We start from the raw sequence: 16,063 nt of genomic DNA on the forward strand, positions 1-16,063 counted from the left end.
TGCCAGTATTCCAACGGATATCGTCACCATGCGCGCCAGCCAATTTTTCCTGTCCACGCTCAAGGAAGCACCGAGCGAAGCCGAACTTCCCAGTCACAAACTGATGCTGCGCGCCGGTCTGATCAAGCGCCTGGCCAGCGGTCTGTACACCTGGATGCCGATCGGCTTTCGCGTGCTGAAGAAGGTCGAACGCATCGTGCGTGAGGAAATGGAACGCGCCGGCAGCGTCGAGCTGATCATGCCGGCCATCCAGCCGGCCGAACTGTGGCAGGAATCCGGCCGCTGGGAGTTCTATGGCAAGGAGCTGCTGCGCCTGAAGGACCGTCACGACCGCGACTTCTGCGTCGGCCCGACCCACGAGGAAGTCATCACTGACGTCGTGCGCAAGGAAGTGAAAAGCTACAAGCAGCTGCCGCTGAACTTTTTCCAGGTGCAGACCAAGTTCCGCGATGAGGTCCGCCCGCGCTTCGGCGTGATGCGCGCGCGTGAATTCGTCATGAAAGATGCGTACTCGTTCCACACCGACTTCGACAGTCTGAAGGCCACCTATCAGACCATGTACGACGCCTATTGCCGCATCTTCGACCGTCTGGGCCTCGAGTACCGCCCGGTCGCGGCCGATACCGGCTCGATCGGCGGCACCGGCTCGCACGAGTTCCAGGTGCTGGCCGACTCCGGCGAGGACGTGATCGCCTACTGCCCGACCTCCGGCTATGCCGCCAACGTCGAGCTGGCCGAGGCCGTCGCCCCGGCCACGCCGCGTCCGGCAGCGAGCGCACCGATGTGCAAGGTGCACACGCCGAAGGTCAAGACCATCGCCGACCTGGTGTCCTTCCTGAATGTCGACATCAAGGCCACCGTCAAGGCGGTGGTAGTCAACGGCAGCGACGGCCCGGTGCTGCTGCTGGTTCGTGGCGACCACACCCTGAACGAGCTGAAGGCGGAAAAGATCGACGGTATCGACTCGCCGCTGACCTTCGCCGCGCCGGCCGACATCGAGGCTGCCTTCGGTGCCCGCCCCGGCTCGCTGGGTCCGGTCGGATTCAAGGGCCGTGTCATTGCCGACCGCACCGTCGCCGCCATGGCCGACATGATTACCGGCGCCAATGAGGACGACCAGCACTACACCGGCGTCAACTGGGGCCGCGATGTCGCCGAACCGGAAGTCGCCGATCTGCGCAATGTGCTGCCCGGCGACCCGAGTCCGGACGGCCAGGGCGAACTGGCGCTGTGCCGCGGCATTGAGGTCGGCCACGTATTCCAGTTGCGCACCAAGTATTCGGAAGCACTGTCGGCCACCTTCCTCGACCGCGACGGCAAGTCACAGGTCATGGAAATGGGCTGCTACGGCATTGGCGTCAGCCGCATTGTCGCCGCAGCGATCGAGCAGAACTTCGACGAGCGCGGCATTGTCTTTACCGATGCAATGGCCCCGTTCACCGTCGGCATCGTGCCGATGGGCTATCACCGCTCAGAGACGGTCAAGGCAGCCGCCGACGCGCTGTACGCCGAACTGAAGGCAGCCGGCATCGATGTGCTGCTGGACGATCGTGACGAGCGCCCGGGCGTGCTGCTGGCCGACGGCGAGCTGATCGGCCTGCCGCACCGCGTGGTCATCGGCGACCGGGGGCTGAAGGAAGGCAACGTCGAATACCAGCAACGCCGCGACAGTGCCGCGACCAGTGTGCCGCTGGCTGACGTGGCCGCGCTGATCCGGAACAAACTCGCAAGCTGATCTGCTCCGCCACGACAAAGCCGCCCGGCTGCTGCCCGGCGGCTTTTTTTGCCGGACGCCAGACCGGTTTCAGCGCGGGTCCACCTGCTGCAGGTACGGGGCAACCTTGTTCAGGAAATGCCGGGCGCACAGTGTGCCGCGCCGGTAATCGCTGTCCAGTTCCCCCGCCGAGCTGCCGACGATGCGGCTGCGCAGCGGCCGGCGCGGCGCGATTTCGACGATGCGCAGGTTGCCGGGCGGGTTTTCGATGAATTTCTGCGTATCGACATAGCTCTGCTCGTGCGACTCGAACAGGGCGACCCAGTCGCGGAAGCGGCTTTTCGCCAGTGCGCCCTGCATGCGCAGGCGCCAGGGCGGCGGTTCCATGACGCCGGCCGGCGTGGTGCGGATGACCACGATCAGGTCGGCGCCACGCTGCCAGGCCTCGCGCACCGGGATGGCGTCGCGCACGCCGCCATCGAGATAGGTCACGCCGTTCAGTACCGCGCCGCGCCGGTAGAACAGTGGAACGGCACTCGATGCCTTGATCGCACCGAGCCAGTCATCCTGCTGCACGCGAAAGTACACCGGGCGGAAATCATCGCTGCGGCAGGCGCACAGCAGCAGCTCACGCCCTTCCAGCCGGCGGCGCGCCTGTTCAAGATCAAGCGGACAGGACTGGGCAGTGGTGTCCAGCAGCCAGTCCAGGTCGATCAGGTGCCCGCCACGGATAAAGCGCATCGGGTTGAAGAATTCGCGGCTGGTGGTCAGCCGGGTAATGACGTCGCGTGCATAGCCATGCTGGCCGCACGCATAGGCCGAGACGTTCTGGGCGCCGGCCGAGGTGCCGATCATCAGCTGGAACGGGAAAAAATCCTGCTTCAGGAAGGTGTCGAGAATGCCGGCAGTGAAAATGCCGCGCTGGCCGCCGCCTTCGCAGACCAGCGCGATCTTGCGATACGGCAGCGCATCCAGCGGCCCGCCCTGGCCGTGCATGCCGAGGGTGTTGATGCCGAGTTTGTATCCCATACTGCGTCCCGGGGCCGTCGCAAGGGCGCCAGTCCTTATCAAGTAAACGCTTTCAGTCTACCGCCCACCGGACGGGCCCGCGACGCGGAACGGACGAGCGTTCGCCCGCAGCAGGTCAGGGCGTGCGGCTCAGGGCCAGCAGCAGGTGTTCCAGCTTGTCCCACGGGTCGCCGTCACCGGCGCCCTTGATCGCACGGTCGATGTCGGCACACTGGCCGAGCGCGGTCTGCAGCCTGGCCTGCGACAGCCGGCGCAGCGCCGGTTCGACCAGTCGCTGGCGCTCGCCCCAGATCCGGTTTTCCTTCATCAGCGCCGCCAGCGGCTTGCCGTCCTTGAGACCGACACGGAGACGGATCAGGCCGCGCAGTTCCTCGGCCACCGACCACAGTGCCAGCACCGGCGCCTCGCCTTCGGCCTTCAGACCGGCCAGCATGCGCGTGACCCGGGCCACATCGCCGGCCAGCCAGGACTCGGACAGCTTGAACACATCGAAGCGGGCGACATTGGCCACCGCGGCCCGCAGTGCGTCCAGATCCAGTTCGCCAGGCGGGTGCAGCAGCGCCAGCTTGTCGATCTCCTGCCGCGCCGCCAGCAGATTGCCTTCGACCCGGTCAGCCATGAACGCCAGTGCGTCCGGCGTCAGCCTCTGCTGCTGCCGTTCCAGCCGGCGGGCGATCCAGGCCGGCAGCTCGCGCCGTTCGACCGGCTGCGCGGCCAGCACGATGCCGGCGGCGTCCAGCGCCGAAAACCACTTGCCGCTCATCTGCGCGCGTTCGAGCTTCGGCAGTTGCACCAGCGTCACCGTGTCTTCGGGCAGCCGGGCGGCAAAGGCTGCCAGCACCGCCCCGCCCTCGGTACCGGGCTTGCCGGACGGGATGCGGATTTCCAGCAACTTGCGGTCGGCGAACAGCGACACGCTGCTGGCCGCCGCGGTCAGCGACGACCAGTCGAAGCCGCTTTCCACGGTCAGGACTTCGCGCTCCTGGTACCCGTCCTGGCGCGCGCGGGCACGGATCGCGTCCGCCGCTTCCAGCGCCAGCAGGGTTTCATCACCATGCACGACATACAGCGGTGCGAGCCCGCCGGCCAGCAGCCGGTCGAGCTCGTCGATACGCTTCTGCATCAGCGTTTGGCCGGCGGTGTTGCCACCGGCGCCAGCGGGTCGACCGGCTTCAGTGCAGCGATGCGGTACAGCAGCAGCGTGGCGGCATCGTCACGCAGCGACTTCCAGACCGTCTGTTCTTCCTCGGCCTTGCCCAGCACCGAGTTGTCGCTGTACGGGAAGGTCCGGTGCACGCGCACGGTGACCGGTTCGCCATACATGACCTTGTTGCGTTCGAGCGTGACCGTAACCGAGTAGATCAGCCGGTATTCGGCAACCTGACCGGCACGGGTCAGCGCGGAGGTTTCCTTCTCCTGGTGTTCGCCGGCCACGCGCAGCACGGCCTCGGCGGCCTTGATGTCGTTCACCCGTACCACGTCGGGGCGGAAGGCCAGCTGACGCACGATGGACGGGTAAATCTGGCTGCCCGGCGCCACATAGACCGACTTGAACGGCATTTTCATCATTGCCGTGTCTTCCGGACTGCCGCGCAGGTGGAAGCCGCAGGCAGTCAGGGCCAGCGCGACAAGCGCGACGAATACGGTACGCATGGAAAACATCGGGGCTCCCGGTGAATGGGCGCCCCCGTCACTGGCGGCGGGGGCGCGGGGGTCAATCTCAGACGACGATGTTCACCAGCCGGCCCGGCACGACGATGACTTTCTTCGCCGGACGACCTTCCATGAACTTCACCACATTGTCGTTCGCCAGCGCGGCGGCCTCGATCGCGTCGCGACCGGCATCTTTCGACACCGTGACATTGCCGCGCAGCTTGCCGTTGACCTGTACCACCAGCTCGATTTCGTCCTGCACCAGCGCGGCGGCATCGACCAGCGGCCACGCCTGGTCGAGCAGGGCGCTGTCCGGACGCAGGGCGCTCCACAGCGCTTCGGCGATATGCGGCACGATCGGCGACAGCAGCAGCACGGCGGTTTCCAGCACTTCCTGGCCAACCGCGCGGCCGGTGGCATCGCCACGACCGGTCTTGTCATAGGTGTTCAGCAATTCCATCACCGCCGCGATGGCAGTATTGAACTGCTGGCGCACGCCGAAGTCGTCGCTGACCTTCTGGATGGTGCTGTGCAGCTTGAAGCGCAGCGCCTTCTGTCCGGCATCCAGCTCGCCGCCGGCATAGGCCGTCACCACGCCATCGGCCACGAATTCGTGCACAGTCTTCCACAGCCGCTTGAGGAAGCGGAATGCGCCCTCGACGCCAGCGTCCGACCACTCCAGCGACTGGCTCGGCGGGGCGGCGAACATCATGAACAGGCGGGCGGTATCGGCGCCATGCGATTCGATCAGCGCTTGCGGATCGACGCCGTTGTTCTTCGACTTCGACATCTTCTCGATGCCGCCGACCACGACCGGCAGGCCGTCGATGCGATGGGTGGCGGCAACGATCTTGCCCTTGCCGTCACGTTCGATGACGACGTCGGCCGGGGCAATCCATTCCTTGCCGCCATTGTCGAGGTCGCGATAGAAGGTTTCGCACACCACCATGCCCTGGGTCAGCAGGCGCTGGAACGGCTCGTCGTTGTTCAGCAGGCCTTCGTCGCGCATCAGCTTGTTGAAGAAGCGGGCGTACAGCAGGTGCAGGATGGCGTGTTCGATGCCGCCGATGTACTGGTCGACATTCATCCAGTAGCCGGCACGCGCATCGACCATGCCGTTGGCGCAGTCCGGCGACGCATAGCGGGCGAAGTACCAGCTCGACTCGACGAAGGTGTCCATGGTGTCGGTTTCGCGCCGGGCCGGCTTGCCGCAGGTCGGGCAGGTGGTCTGGTAGAACGACGGCAGTCTGGCCAGCGGATTGCCGGAACCGTCCGGCACCACGTCTTCCGGCAGCACCACCGGCAACTGGTCGGCCGGGACCGGCACGTCGCCGCAGCTGTCGCAATGGATGATCGGGATCGGGCAGCCCCAGTAGCGCTGGCGCGAGATGCCCCAGTCGCGCAGGCGATACTGGGTGCGCTTTGCACCATGCTGCTGCGCGGCCAGGTCGTCGACGATGGCGGTGAAGGCCGCCTGCGGCGTAAGGCCGTCGTACTTGCCGGAGTTCACCGTCAGCACGCTGTCGTCCTTGGCGCCATACCATTCCTGCCACTGGCCGGCATCGTAATCATTGTCGCCGTCGCGGCGGGCGATCACCTGCCTGATCGGCAGCGCATACAGATTGGCGAAGGCGAAGTCGCGTTCGTCATGCGCCGGCACGGCCATCACCGCGCCCTCGCCGTACCCCATCAGCACGTAGTTGGCGACCCAGACCGGCAGCTTTTCACCGGTCAGCGGATGGACGACGAACAGGCCGGTCGCCATGCCCTTCTTTTCCTGGGTGGCGAGGTCGGCCTCGGACACGCCACCGCGCTTGCACTCGGCGATGAAGGCAGCCAGTGCCGGGTTGCCGGCGGCGGCCTGGGTGGCCAGCGCGTGCTCGGCAGCGACGGCGACATAGGTCGCGCCCATCAGCGTGTCCGGACGGGTGGTGTACACCTTCAGCTCGCCGGCATGACCGATCGAATCCACGTCATACGGGAACACGATGTCGGCACCGAAGCTCTTGCCGATCCAGTTCTTCTGCATGGTGACCACTTGCGGCGGCCAGTCCAGCTTGTCCAGATCGGCCAGCAGCTCGTCGGCGTAGGCAGTGATCTTGAAGTAGTACATCGGGATTTCGCGCTTTTCGACCAGCGCGCCCGAACGCCAGCCGCGCCCGTCGATCACCTGCTCGTTGGCCAGCACGGTCTGGTCGACCGGGTCCCAGTTCACCACCCCGTTCTTGCGGTAGATGATGCCCTTGTTGAACAGCTGGGTGAACAGCCACTGTTCCCAGCGATAGTAGTCGGGCTTGCAGGTCGCGACTTCCCGTTCCCAGTCGATGGCGAAGCCGAGCCGCTTCAGCTGGGCGCGCATGTAGTCGATGTTCGAATAGGTCCACGCCGCCGGTGCGACCTGGTTCTTCAGCGCGGCGTTTTCCGCCGGCATGCCGAACGCGTCCCAGCCCATCGGCTGCAGGACATTGAAACCGCGCATGCGCATGTAGCGCGACAGCACGTCGCCGATGGTGTAGTTGCGGACGTGGCCCATGTGCAGCTTGCCCGACGGATACGGGAACATCGACAGGCAGTAGAACTTCGGCTTGGCGGTGTCTTCGACGGCGCGGAACGCGGCGGTGGTGTCCCAGTGTTGTTGCGCGGCGGTTTCGATCTCGCGCGGGCTGTAGTGTTCTTGCATGTCGGGCAATCGCAAATCTGTCGGTAAGTAGGAAATCGGGGGGCTTGAAAACGTATCGCGCGCCCCTGGTGAAGGTCGCGCGAATGAAAACAGCGTCCGTATTGCAGCAGAGTATATCCGCCGTCAGGAGGTCGATAAACCTCGGCGCAGAGAACGGGCGGCGGCGGACTGAGGCTGTGCCACACGACCATACCACCTGCGGCGCACGACCGACACCGTGTCGGGTGCAGGGATCGGACCCGGGGCGGACGATTCAGGCCAGCCGGCCGCCGCGTATCCGCAGCCCGTCGCGGGCAAAGCCGGCAATGGCAGCATGACTGTGATTGGCATGGCACAGCGCCACCGCCAGCGCATCGGCCGCATCGGCCTGCGGCGTGCCGGACAGTTTCAGCAGCCGCACCACCATGTGCTGGACCTGGGTCTTGTCGGCCTTGCCGTGACCGACTACCGACTGCTTGACCTGCAGCGCGGTGTATTCGGAAATCGGCAGACCGGCCAGCACCAGCGCGGACAGGATGGCGCCACGCGCCTGGCCCAGCATCAGCGTCGCCTTCGGATTCACGTTGACGAATACCTGCTCGACCGCTGCCTCGGCCGGCAGATAGGCCGCGGCCACTTCGGACAGTCCGTCGAGCAGGGTGCGGATGCGGTCGGTCAGCGGCGCCCCCGGCTGGGTGCGGATGCAACCGGAGGCCACATAGACCCGCTGCTGGCCGATGATGTCGATCACGCCGAAGCCGGTCACCCGCGAGCCGGGATCGATGCCCAGCAGGCGACGGGGAACTGCCAGACCCGGCGTGGTGCTCACGACCATGCCGCCGCGATCTGCCGTGCCGCGTCCAGTCGCTCGACCGTGCCGACATCCAGCCACAGCCCGTCGTGCAGCACGCCGCTGACCTGGCGCCGCGCCATGGCCTCGCGCAGCAGCGGCGCCAGCTTCGCCGGCTGACCGGCGGCCAGCCCGACGAACAGCGCCGGGTGATAGACGCCAATGCCGCTGAAGGTATGCCGCGGCGCGTCGACGACCCGCCCGTCGGCATCGAGGTCGAAGTCCCCGTGCGGGTGATGCGCCGGATTGGCGACCAGCACCAGGTGCGCAAGCCGGGTCACGCCGTCCAGCATCGCGCCGGCGCGGGCCAGGGCGGCAAAGTCGATATCGGTCAGCACATCACCATTGACGACCATGAACGGCCGCTCGCCCAGCCACGGCAGCGCGGTCGCGATGCCGCCGGCGGTTTCCAGCGCCGTGCCCTCTCGCGAATAGTGCAGCCGCGCGCCGTAACCGGCGCCATCGCCCAGCACCTGTTCAATGCGTTCCCCCAGCCAGGCGGTATTGATGACGATATCGTTCAGCCCGGCCCGGACCAGATGGCGCAGGTGCCAGCCGATCAGCGGTTCCGCCCCGACCTGCAGCAACGGCTTGGGCGTGGTATCGGTCAGCGGCCGCATGCGCTCGCCGCGACCGGCTGCCAGCACCATGGCTTTCATGTCCGTCATCGTCATGCTCAGAAGGTGAAACCGGTCGCGGTCACTTCGCCGGACAGGTCGCGGATCAGCTCACCCAGCGGGCGCAGTTCCACATAGCGGTTGCACACCCGCTTCAGATAGGTGAGCACGCGCGGGATATCGTTCAGATAGCCGTCCTTGCCGTCACGGTGACTGAGCCGGGCGAAAATGCCGGCGACTTTCAGGTGGCGCTGCACGCCCATCCACTCGTAGTCGCGATACAGCTGGTCGATCGACGGGTCGACCGGCAGGCCGGCCTTGCGCGCCTTTTCCCAGTAGCGGATGACCAGGTCGAGACAGAACTCTTCATCCCACTCGACATAGGCATCTTTCAGCAGCGACACCAGGTCATAGGTGATCGGCCCGTACACCGCATCCTGAAAATCGATGACGCCGGGATTGTCACCCGCGGACAGCATCAGATTGCGGCTGTGGTAGTCGCGGTGGACGAACACCTTCGGCTGGGCCAGGACATTGGCGACAATCCGTTCGACCGCTTCGTCCCAGACCTTGCGCTGGGCCAGCGTGAATGGTTTTTTCAGATGGGTACCGGCGAACCAGTCCGGAAACAGCGACATTTCCCGCGTCAGCAGCGCGGCATCGTAATCCGGCAGCACACCGGGGCGGCTGGCGAGCTGGATGCGCACCAGCGCGTCGATGGCATCCAGATACAGTGCGCGGGCGTTGTCGGCATCGAGCACGTCCAGATAGGTGGTCGAGCCGAGGTCTTCCAGCAGCAGGAAGCCCTGATCGAGGTCACTGGCATGGATTTTCGGCACATGCACATCGGCAAACAGTCCGGCGACGTGGATGAACGGCCGGCAGTCCTCGTGCTCGGGCGGCGCATCCATCACCACGACGCTGCGGTCGGGCAGCACCGCGCGGAAGTAGCGGCGGAAGCTCGCATCGCTCGAGGCGGGCGTCAGTTCGAGGTTCGGTACGGCGCACTGGTCACTGACCCAGTTCTGCAGGGTGGAAAGTCGTGTCATCGGGTGTCCGGAATTGCGGCAAATGGCAAACTGTGCGATTTTACGCAAGATTTTCCACTGTCAGCCGGCATAATTCGTCGCAGTCCGACGCCAGGTTGCAGATAATGCTCCCATCGCCGGTTTTTCCACCGCAATCCAGTCCGCCCCCGCCCATGCGCATTTTTCGCGTGACCCCGCTTGTTGCCGCCTTGCTATCCGCATTCGCCGCAGCCGCCGAGCCCGCTCCAGCCACACCGACGACGCCCGCGCAAGCGACCGCCGCCGAACCGGAAACCACCGTCACCGCCGACCAGATCGACGGGATCGTCAATGATCGCCTGCATGCCGAAGGCAATGTCGTCGTCGTTCGCGGCGACCAGACCATCGAGTCAGACTGGCTCGATTACTACCAGGCCAGGGGCCGCGCACTGGCCGGCGACCGGGTCAAGCTGAGCCGCCCGACCGACACCGTCATCGGCCGCGACCTCGACTACGCGATGGACGAAAGCCGCGGCGTGCTGTTCGATGCCGACCTGACCCGCACCGACAGCAAGCTGCGCGGCAAGGGCGAGCGCGTCGACATGACCGGCAAGGACACCTACAACATTTTCCGTGGCCGCTTCACCACCTGTGACCCCGGCCGCGACGACTGGTACATCAACGCCCGCGATATCGACCTCGACTACACCACCAATGTCGGTACCGCCCGCAACGGTTACTTCGAGTTCCAGGGCGTGCCCATCCTGTGGACGCCGTATCTCGACTTCCCGCTCAGCAATGAGCGCAAGTCCGGCCTGCTGATGCCGACCTTCCGCTACGATTCCGGCAACGGCCTCGATTTCACGCTGCCGTACTACTGGAATATCGCACCGAACATGGATGCGACGCTGACGCCGCGCCTGATCGCCAATCGCGGCCTGCAGCTGGGCGGTGAATTCCGCTACCTGCAGCCGGGCTACAGCGGCAGCATTGCGGCTGAAGTGCTCGACGACCGGAAGGAAGGTCAGACGCGCGACTATCTGTCCATCCGCCACAACCAGCAGCTGACACCGGAACTGAATCTGGCGATCAACTACAACCACGCCAGCGACAGCAACTACTTCCGCGACCTCGGCAGCGGCCGTTTTGCCGTGGCCGACAACATCAACCTGCTGCAGGACGTGTCGCTGTACTGGAATCCGGGCTGGGGCAGCTGGACCCTGCGTGCACAGAAATACCAGACGCTGCAGGACCCGGCCGCCCCGGTCGATCCGCCGTACCAGCGCATGCCGCAACTGCTGTTCACCACCGGCACGGACGCGAATATCGGCCTCGGTACCCCGCTGAACCTGAAATTCGATTCGGAATTCGTCAGCTTTGCCCACCCGACCAAGCAGGAAGGCGAGCGCTTCATCGCCTACCCGTCGGTATCGCTGCCGCTGACCAGCAGCTGGGGTTACGTCACACCGAAGTTCGGTGTGCACTACACCGACTACAGCCTGAACAGCCGCTCCGGCACCGACCAGGAACAGGGCAACGCATCGCGCACGCTGCCGATCGTCAGCCTGGATTCGGGCATGTATTTCGAACGGCCATTGAATCTGTTCGGCCGCGACATGGTGCAGACGCTTGAGCCGCGGCTGTACTACGTGAACATCCCGTATCGCGACCAGTCGAAACTGCCGGTGTTCGACACCACGGAAAACACGTTCGACTTCGCGCAGATCTTTACCGAAAACCGCTTTACCGGCGGCGACCGCATCAACGATGCCAACCAGGTCACCTTCGGTGCGACCACGCGCTTTCTCGATCCCGAAAATGGCATCGAGCGCCTGCGCTTCGGCCTGGCCGGCCGCTACTCGTTCATCGACCAGCGCGTGACGCTGCCCGGTGGCACCGCGCCGCAGAAGGGGCTGTCGGACGTACTCGGCACCATCGGCGGCGACCTGAACCGCCGCACGTCGGTCGAAGCCAACTACCAGTGGAACAACACGCTGAAGGAAGCCGAGCGCTACAGCACCGGCATCCGCTACTCGCCCGATCCGGACCGGGTCGCGTCGCTGCGCTACCGCTACGACCGCCAGGTCCAGGTCGGCTCCCAGGTGTATGAAAACCAGCGCCAGATCGACCTCGGCGTCATGTGGCCGATCGCCCCGCGCTGGTATGGCGTGGCACGGGAAAACTACTCGCTGACCGACAGCACGCCGCTGGAACACCTGGCCGGCGTCGAATACCGTGCCGGCTGCTGGGCAGCGCGCTTCGTGGTCCAGCACTATGTATCCAGCCTGAACGACACCAAGACCAGCTATTTCTTCCAGCTGGAGTTGGCGGAATTCGGCCGCCTGGGCAACAATCCCCTCGATGCACTCAAGCTGGCCATCCCTGGCTATACCGAGTCAAACAAGAACGCTATCCTCCAATGAACCTTCGACCGCTCCTCCGCCCCTCCGCCCTGATCCTGGCCGCCAGTCTGCTGGCGCAGCCTGCGCTCGCCGCCGCCGAAGTCCGCACCGCCGACCGTATCGTCGCGGTCGTGAACAAGGGCGTCATCACCCAGCGGCAGTTGTCCGCCCGGGTGGCCGAGGCGGTGCAGCAGCTGAAGAAACAGAATGTGCCGCTGCCTGCCGACGCCGTGCTGGAACAGCAAGTGCTGGACCGCATGGTCAACGAGGAAGTGCTGCTGCAGTACGCGACCAACAATGGCATCCGCATCGACGACAACGAGCTCGACCGGGTGATCGACCGTCTGGCGCAGCAGAACAAGCTGACCACGGCGCAGTTCCGCGACAAGCTCAAGCAGAGCGGGACCAGCGAGCAGGCCTTCCGCGAGACCCTGCGCAAGCAGGTCATGATCGACCGCCTGCGCGAACGCGAAGTCGACAGCAAGGTGTTCGTGTCCGACAGCGAAGTCGATGCCGTACTGAAGAGCGCCGTCAATGCCAGCCGCACCGAATACCGGCTGGCCCATATCCTCGTCTCGCTGCCGGACCAGGCCAATCCGCAGGACATCGCCAAGAAACAGGCGCGTGCCAATGAGGCGATCGCCCTGCTGCAGGCCGGCAAGCCGTTCGCCCAGGTTGCCGCCTCGTTCTCCGATGCCGGCGATGCCCTCAGCGGCGGCGAACTCGGCTGGCGCAGCGCAGCCCGCCTGCCGGCACCGTTCGTCGCGGCCATCGACCCGTTGCAGGTCGGCCAGCACACGCCGATCCTGCGTTCTGCCAACGGCCTGCACATCCTGAAGCTCGAGGAAAAGCGCACCCGCGGCCAGGCGCAGATGGTCGAGCAGACCAGCGTCGCCCATATCCTGGTGCGTACCAACGAGGCGGTCAGCGAACAGGATGCCAAGAACCGCATCCTGCAGATCCGCGACCGCATCCAGAAGGGCATGCCGTTCGCCGAAGCCGCCAAGCTCTACTCCGAGGATGGCAGTGCCGCGCGCGGTGGCGAACTGGGCTGGGTCAACCCCGGCGACATGGTGCCCGATTTCGAGCGCGCCTATCAGGCGCTGAAGCCGGGTCAGTTGTCCGAACCGGTCCGCACCCAGTTCGGCTGGCACCTGATCCAGATCGCCGGTTCGCGCCAGCAGGACGTCGGCAATGAGCGCGAGCGCAACGAAGTCCGCCAGGAACTGCGCGCCCGCAAGGCCGAACAGGCCTACGCCGACTGGATGCGTCAGCTGCGCGACTCGGCCTATGTCCAGGAACGCCTGCAGGAACACTGATCGGCGCGCACGAACATGACCCTTCGCCCCGGCCTGCTGTACCCGGCGCTGCTTGCCGCGCTGCTCGCCGCGCCGGCGGCGAAGGCAGCCGGCGTCGACCGCTACCGCTGCGACAACGGCGTCCGCTTCACCGTGCGCGACATGCCGCTGGACCTGTCCGGCCTGACCCGTGTCGATCTGCGCTACCGTGATCGCCACTACCTGCTGACGCCGGTGGCATCCGAACAGGGCAACCGTTTCGAGAATGCCCAGCTGGTCTGGCAATGGCAGACGGACCCTCCGGGCAGCGCCCTGTTCTGGCGCGGCGCGGATGGTGAACACCGCTTTGCCGAGAATTGCCGCCAGATCGGCTGATATACTGCCTCCCATACCCACGTCCGGCCGCGCGCCGGACGTTCGCATTCATTGCTTGCCATGCTGATTCCCACCCTTGCTGCGGGAACCAGTCCATTACCCGGGATCCCATCATGGAAGACACCGACAAGATCCGCCTGTCCAAGCGCATGTCCGAACTGGGCCTGTGCTCGCGTCGCGAGGCGGACGACTACATTGCCCGCGGTCTGGTTCGCGTTGACGGCGTCGTCGTCAGCGAGCTGGGCAGCAAGGTATTTCCGAACCAGCGCATCGACCTCGACCGCGTGGCCAGCGAGGCACAGGCGGCGCGGGTGACCGTGCTGATCAACAAGCCGATCGGCTATGTGTCCGGCCAGGCGGAAAAAGGTTACCAGCCCGCCGCCGCGCTGATCCTGCCGGCCAATCTGTGGGAAGGTGACGCCAGTCGCCAGACCTTCCGGCGCGAGCACCTGCAGGGTCTGGCACCGGCCGGCCGGCTCGACATCGACTCGACCGGCCTGCTGGTGCTGACCCAGGACGGCCGCATCGCCCGGCAGTTGATCGGCGAGGACTCGCCGGTGGACAAGGAATACCTGGTCCGGGTCGAAGGCCGCCTGAATGCCGACGGCCTGCGCCTGCTGAACCACGGCCTGTCGCTCGATGGCGAGGCACTGAAGCCGGCACGGGTGTGGTGGCAGAATCGCGACCAGTTGCGCTTCGTGCTGAACGAGGGCAAGAAGCGCCAGATCCGTCGCATGTGCGAACTGGTCGGCCTGCGGGTGGTCGGCCTCAAGCGCGTGCGCATCGGCAAGGTACTGCTCGGTGACCTGCCGCTCGGCCAGTGGCGCTACCTAGCCCCCGGCGAACGCTTCTGGTAGCAGCCGGCGTCAGCGCGGGCGCAATACCCAGGCCAGCACCAGCAGACCGCCGGCCAGAACCGGCCGGCGCGCCCGCAGGGCCCGGCGGCTGATCGCCAGCAGGCCCAGCCGCAGCACGGTCCGCCCCCGGCCATGCAGCAGGCGGTAGCGCGGCGCCGGCTTCACAGCGCCCCCGTTTTCAGCGGGTCGCCGGTGTCGATCGAAATCCGCCCTTGCTGGACCGCCTGCCGGTACGCATCGTAATCGGCCTCCACCTGGTCGGCATAGCCGTGCGCGTACCGCACCAGCGCATCGACCAGCACCGCGCTCTGACCAAAGTAGCCGGCAATTTCCGCAGCCCGACCGCTGGACTTCGCATGCGCGCGCGCCAGCGTGCGGGCACAGACCCGGCCGTACGCTTCCAGCGTGCCGGCATCCATCTCGGCCAGCGACACCGAGGTTTTCATGTCACGCAGCTGCCGCACATAGAAGTGCCGTCCGGCCGGGCCCGTGGTCCAGCCGAGGAACACATCGCTGGCCGCCTGCATCAGCCGCTGGCCGGACACCACCCGCTCCCCCTCATGACTGAAGGCAGAGCGGCCGGTATGACCTTCCAGCACCGACGGTCTGGCCTCCTTGATCTGCAGGAACAGCGGCTCGTCGCCATCGTCCTGCAGCAGCATCACCAGGCAGCGGGTACCGACACTGCCGACCCCGACCACCTTGAATGCCATGTCTTCCATGCGGAACCGTGACAACAGCGCACGACGATCGTCGATCAGCGTGGCCAGGTAGTCCGCCATCATCGGCTCGACCATCGCCTGCCAGTTGCCGGAGGCCAGCCAGCTGTCGTCATTCGGCAGCAGCGAACCGTCGTCATGGGTATGGAACAGTGTCGGCGGCATTTCCTTGAACCGCAGCATGCCATTTTCGACGGTGGTGATCTTCGGCAGCAGTTTTTCATTGGTACGGCCGACCGCCTGCTGCGCCAGCTTGTTGAGTCGCTTCTTCAGCGCCGGGTCGTCCTCGACCCGCTGCTGCAGCATGTCCATCGACACCCGGTCGTACCAGACCGCCATCGCCCCCATGCCGGTCGCACGGTGAACAAAGGCCTGGTAGTTGGTGGTGGCCGCCCGGACAGCCGCCTCGATGGTAGCCGCGGAAAAGCCCTGTTCGCGCCCGGCCAGCACCAGGCTGACCAGCAGGCGCTTCAGATCCCATTCCCATGGTGCGGGATGGGTTTCATCGAAATCGTTGATGTCGAACAGCAGGTTGCGTTCCGGCGAGGCGAAAAAGCCGAAATTCATCAGATGGGCATCGCCACAGGCCTGAACGATGATGCCGCTGTCCGGCCCGGCGGCGAGATCGGCGGCCTGGATCAGCGACACGCCCCGGAAGAAGGCAAACGGCGACGCCAGCATGCGCTGGTAACGCAACGGCACCAGCGCCGGCACCCGCCCCTGGCTGGATGCCTCGATCATGGCGACCGGATCACGCGCCGCGGCCAGCGACAGTTCGCCATGGCTGCGGCGCGGGGTGAAGCGGCGTTGCGTCTTGCCATCGACATAGCGCTGCTGGGAACGGGAAAGCGTCATGGCGAAACTCCGCGGGCAGGACGAACGT

Annotated in this window: 14 protein-coding genes; 5 read left to right on the plus strand and 9 right to left on the minus strand. The window is 65.7% G+C overall.

The window, feature by feature from the left end; all coding sequences use genetic code 11:
• Positions 1-28 precede the first annotated feature (28 nt).
• Entirely contained in the window at positions 29-1,735 is a 1,707-nt protein-coding gene (locus Q352_RS0111440; protein ID WP_028499462.1) for a proline--tRNA ligase, read from the plus strand.
• 69 nt (positions 1,736-1,804) lie between these two features.
• On the opposite strand, the gene Q352_RS0111445 is transcribed toward Q352_RS0111440, so the two are convergent.
• The 7 genes from Q352_RS0111445 to Q352_RS0111475 form a co-directional block, all read right to left on the minus strand.
• A complete protein-coding gene (locus Q352_RS0111445; protein WP_028499463.1) occupies positions 1,805-2,743 on the minus strand; it encodes a patatin-like phospholipase family protein in 939 nt (312 codons plus the stop codon).
• Between the two features lie 115 nt (positions 2,744-2,858).
• Positions 2,859-3,866, minus strand: a complete 1,008-nt coding sequence (gene holA / locus Q352_RS0111450; RefSeq protein ID WP_028499464.1) for a DNA polymerase III subunit delta — start codon at positions 3,864-3,866, stop codon at positions 2,859-2,861.
• On the minus strand, positions 3,866-4,396 hold the full coding sequence (locus Q352_RS20800) for an LPS-assembly lipoprotein LptE (protein ID WP_158537486.1): 531 nt from the start codon (positions 4,394-4,396) through the stop codon (positions 3,866-3,868). The genes holA and Q352_RS20800 overlap by 1 nt, the downstream gene beginning before the upstream one ends.
• A 67-nt stretch (positions 4,397-4,463) precedes the next feature.
• A complete protein-coding gene (gene leuS, locus Q352_RS0111460) occupies positions 4,464-7,076 on the minus strand; it encodes a leucine--tRNA ligase (RefSeq protein ID WP_028499465.1) in 2,613 nt (870 codons plus the stop codon).
• A gap of 253 nt (positions 7,077-7,329) precedes the next feature.
• Positions 7,330-7,866, minus strand: a complete 537-nt coding sequence (ruvC, locus tag Q352_RS0111465) for a crossover junction endodeoxyribonuclease RuvC (protein WP_028499466.1) — start codon at positions 7,864-7,866, stop codon at positions 7,330-7,332.
• A 14-nt stretch (positions 7,867-7,880) separates the two neighbouring features.
• Positions 7,881-8,564: an N-acetylmuramate alpha-1-phosphate uridylyltransferase MurU gene (gene murU, locus Q352_RS0111470; protein ID WP_028499467.1), complete on the minus strand. Its 684-nt coding sequence runs from the start codon at positions 8,562-8,564 to the stop codon at positions 7,881-7,883.
• A gap of 17 nt (positions 8,565-8,581) precedes the next feature.
• Positions 8,582-9,571 (minus strand): aminoglycoside phosphotransferase family protein, encoded by a 990-nt coding sequence (locus tag Q352_RS0111475; RefSeq protein ID WP_028499468.1) that lies wholly within the window; start codon positions 9,569-9,571, stop codon positions 8,582-8,584.
• 167 nt (positions 9,572-9,738) lie between these two features.
• Between Q352_RS0111475 and Q352_RS0111480 the strand changes: the two genes are divergently transcribed.
• The 4 genes from Q352_RS0111480 (at position 9,739) to Q352_RS0111495 (ending at position 14,461) form a co-directional block, all read left to right on the plus strand.
• Entirely contained in the window at positions 9,739-11,952 is a 2,214-nt protein-coding gene (locus tag Q352_RS0111480) for an LPS-assembly protein LptD (protein WP_159075962.1), read from the plus strand.
• Positions 11,949-13,250 carry a peptidylprolyl isomerase gene (locus Q352_RS0111485; RefSeq protein WP_028499470.1) on the plus strand — a complete coding sequence of 434 codons (1,302 nt, stop codon included), beginning with the start codon at positions 11,949-11,951 and terminating at the stop codon, positions 13,248-13,250. Before Q352_RS0111480 ends, Q352_RS0111485 begins: the two co-directional genes overlap by 4 nt.
• 15 nt (positions 13,251-13,265) lie before the next feature.
• The gene (locus Q352_RS0111490) at positions 13,266-13,604 is read left to right on the plus strand and encodes an MliC family protein (protein WP_028499471.1); all 339 of its coding nucleotides are present in this window, start codon (positions 13,266-13,268) and stop codon (positions 13,602-13,604) included.
• A gap of 113 nt (positions 13,605-13,717) precedes the next feature.
• Positions 13,718-14,461 carry a pseudouridine synthase gene (locus Q352_RS0111495; RefSeq protein WP_036386099.1) on the plus strand — a complete coding sequence of 248 codons (744 nt, stop codon included), beginning with the start codon at positions 13,718-13,720 and terminating at the stop codon, positions 14,459-14,461.
• A 9-nt stretch (positions 14,462-14,470) separates the two neighbouring features.
• Here Q352_RS0111495 and Q352_RS23400 read toward each other — a convergent pair whose 3' ends face one another.
• Entirely contained in the window at positions 14,471-14,626 is a 156-nt protein-coding gene (locus tag Q352_RS23400) for a hypothetical protein (protein ID WP_156952532.1), read from the minus strand.
• Positions 14,623-16,035: a DUF2252 domain-containing protein gene (locus tag Q352_RS20805; protein ID WP_051528894.1), complete on the minus strand. Its 1,413-nt coding sequence runs from the start codon at positions 16,033-16,035 to the stop codon at positions 14,623-14,625. The genes Q352_RS23400 and Q352_RS20805 overlap by 4 nt, the downstream gene beginning before the upstream one ends.
• Between the last annotated feature and the right edge of the window lie 28 nt (positions 16,036-16,063).

This window comes from Microvirgula aerodenitrificans DSM 15089 (assembly GCF_000620105.1).
Taxonomy (GTDB): Bacteria; Pseudomonadota; Gammaproteobacteria; order Burkholderiales; family Aquaspirillaceae; genus Microvirgula; species Microvirgula aerodenitrificans.

Excerpts from the sequence above, each read along its gene's own strand:
- Q352_RS20805 (WP_051528894.1), bottom strand. The coding sequence starts at position 16,035 with ATGACGCTTTCCCGTTCCCAGCAGCGCTATGTCGATGGCAAGACGCAA.
- Q352_RS0111495 (WP_036386099.1), top strand. The coding sequence starts at position 13,718 with ATGGAAGACACCGACAAGATCCGCCTGTCCAAGCGCATGTCCGAACTG.
- Q352_RS0111485 (WP_028499470.1), top strand. The coding sequence starts at position 11,949 with ATGAACCTTCGACCGCTCCTCCGCCCCTCCGCCCTGATCCTGGCCGCC.
- Q352_RS0111445 (WP_028499463.1), bottom strand. The coding sequence starts at position 2,743 with ATGGGATACAAACTCGGCATCAACACCCTCGGCATGCACGGCCAGGGC.
- murU (WP_028499467.1), bottom strand. The coding sequence starts at position 8,564 with ATGAAAGCCATGGTGCTGGCAGCCGGTCGCGGCGAGCGCATGCGGCCG.
- Q352_RS0111490 (WP_028499471.1), top strand. The coding sequence starts at position 13,266 with ATGACCCTTCGCCCCGGCCTGCTGTACCCGGCGCTGCTTGCCGCGCTG.
- holA (WP_028499464.1), bottom strand. The coding sequence starts at position 3,866 with ATGCAGAAGCGTATCGACGAGCTCGACCGGCTGCTGGCCGGCGGGCTC.
- Q352_RS20800 (WP_158537486.1), bottom strand. The coding sequence starts at position 4,396 with ATGCGTACCGTATTCGTCGCGCTTGTCGCGCTGGCCCTGACTGCCTGC.
- Q352_RS0111440 (WP_028499462.1), top strand. The coding sequence starts at position 29 with ATGCGCGCCAGCCAATTTTTCCTGTCCACGCTCAAGGAAGCACCGAGC.
- Q352_RS0111475 (WP_028499468.1), bottom strand. The coding sequence starts at position 9,571 with ATGACACGACTTTCCACCCTGCAGAACTGGGTCAGTGACCAGTGCGCC.
- leuS (WP_028499465.1), bottom strand. The coding sequence starts at position 7,076 with ATGCAAGAACACTACAGCCCGCGCGAGATCGAAACCGCCGCGCAACAA.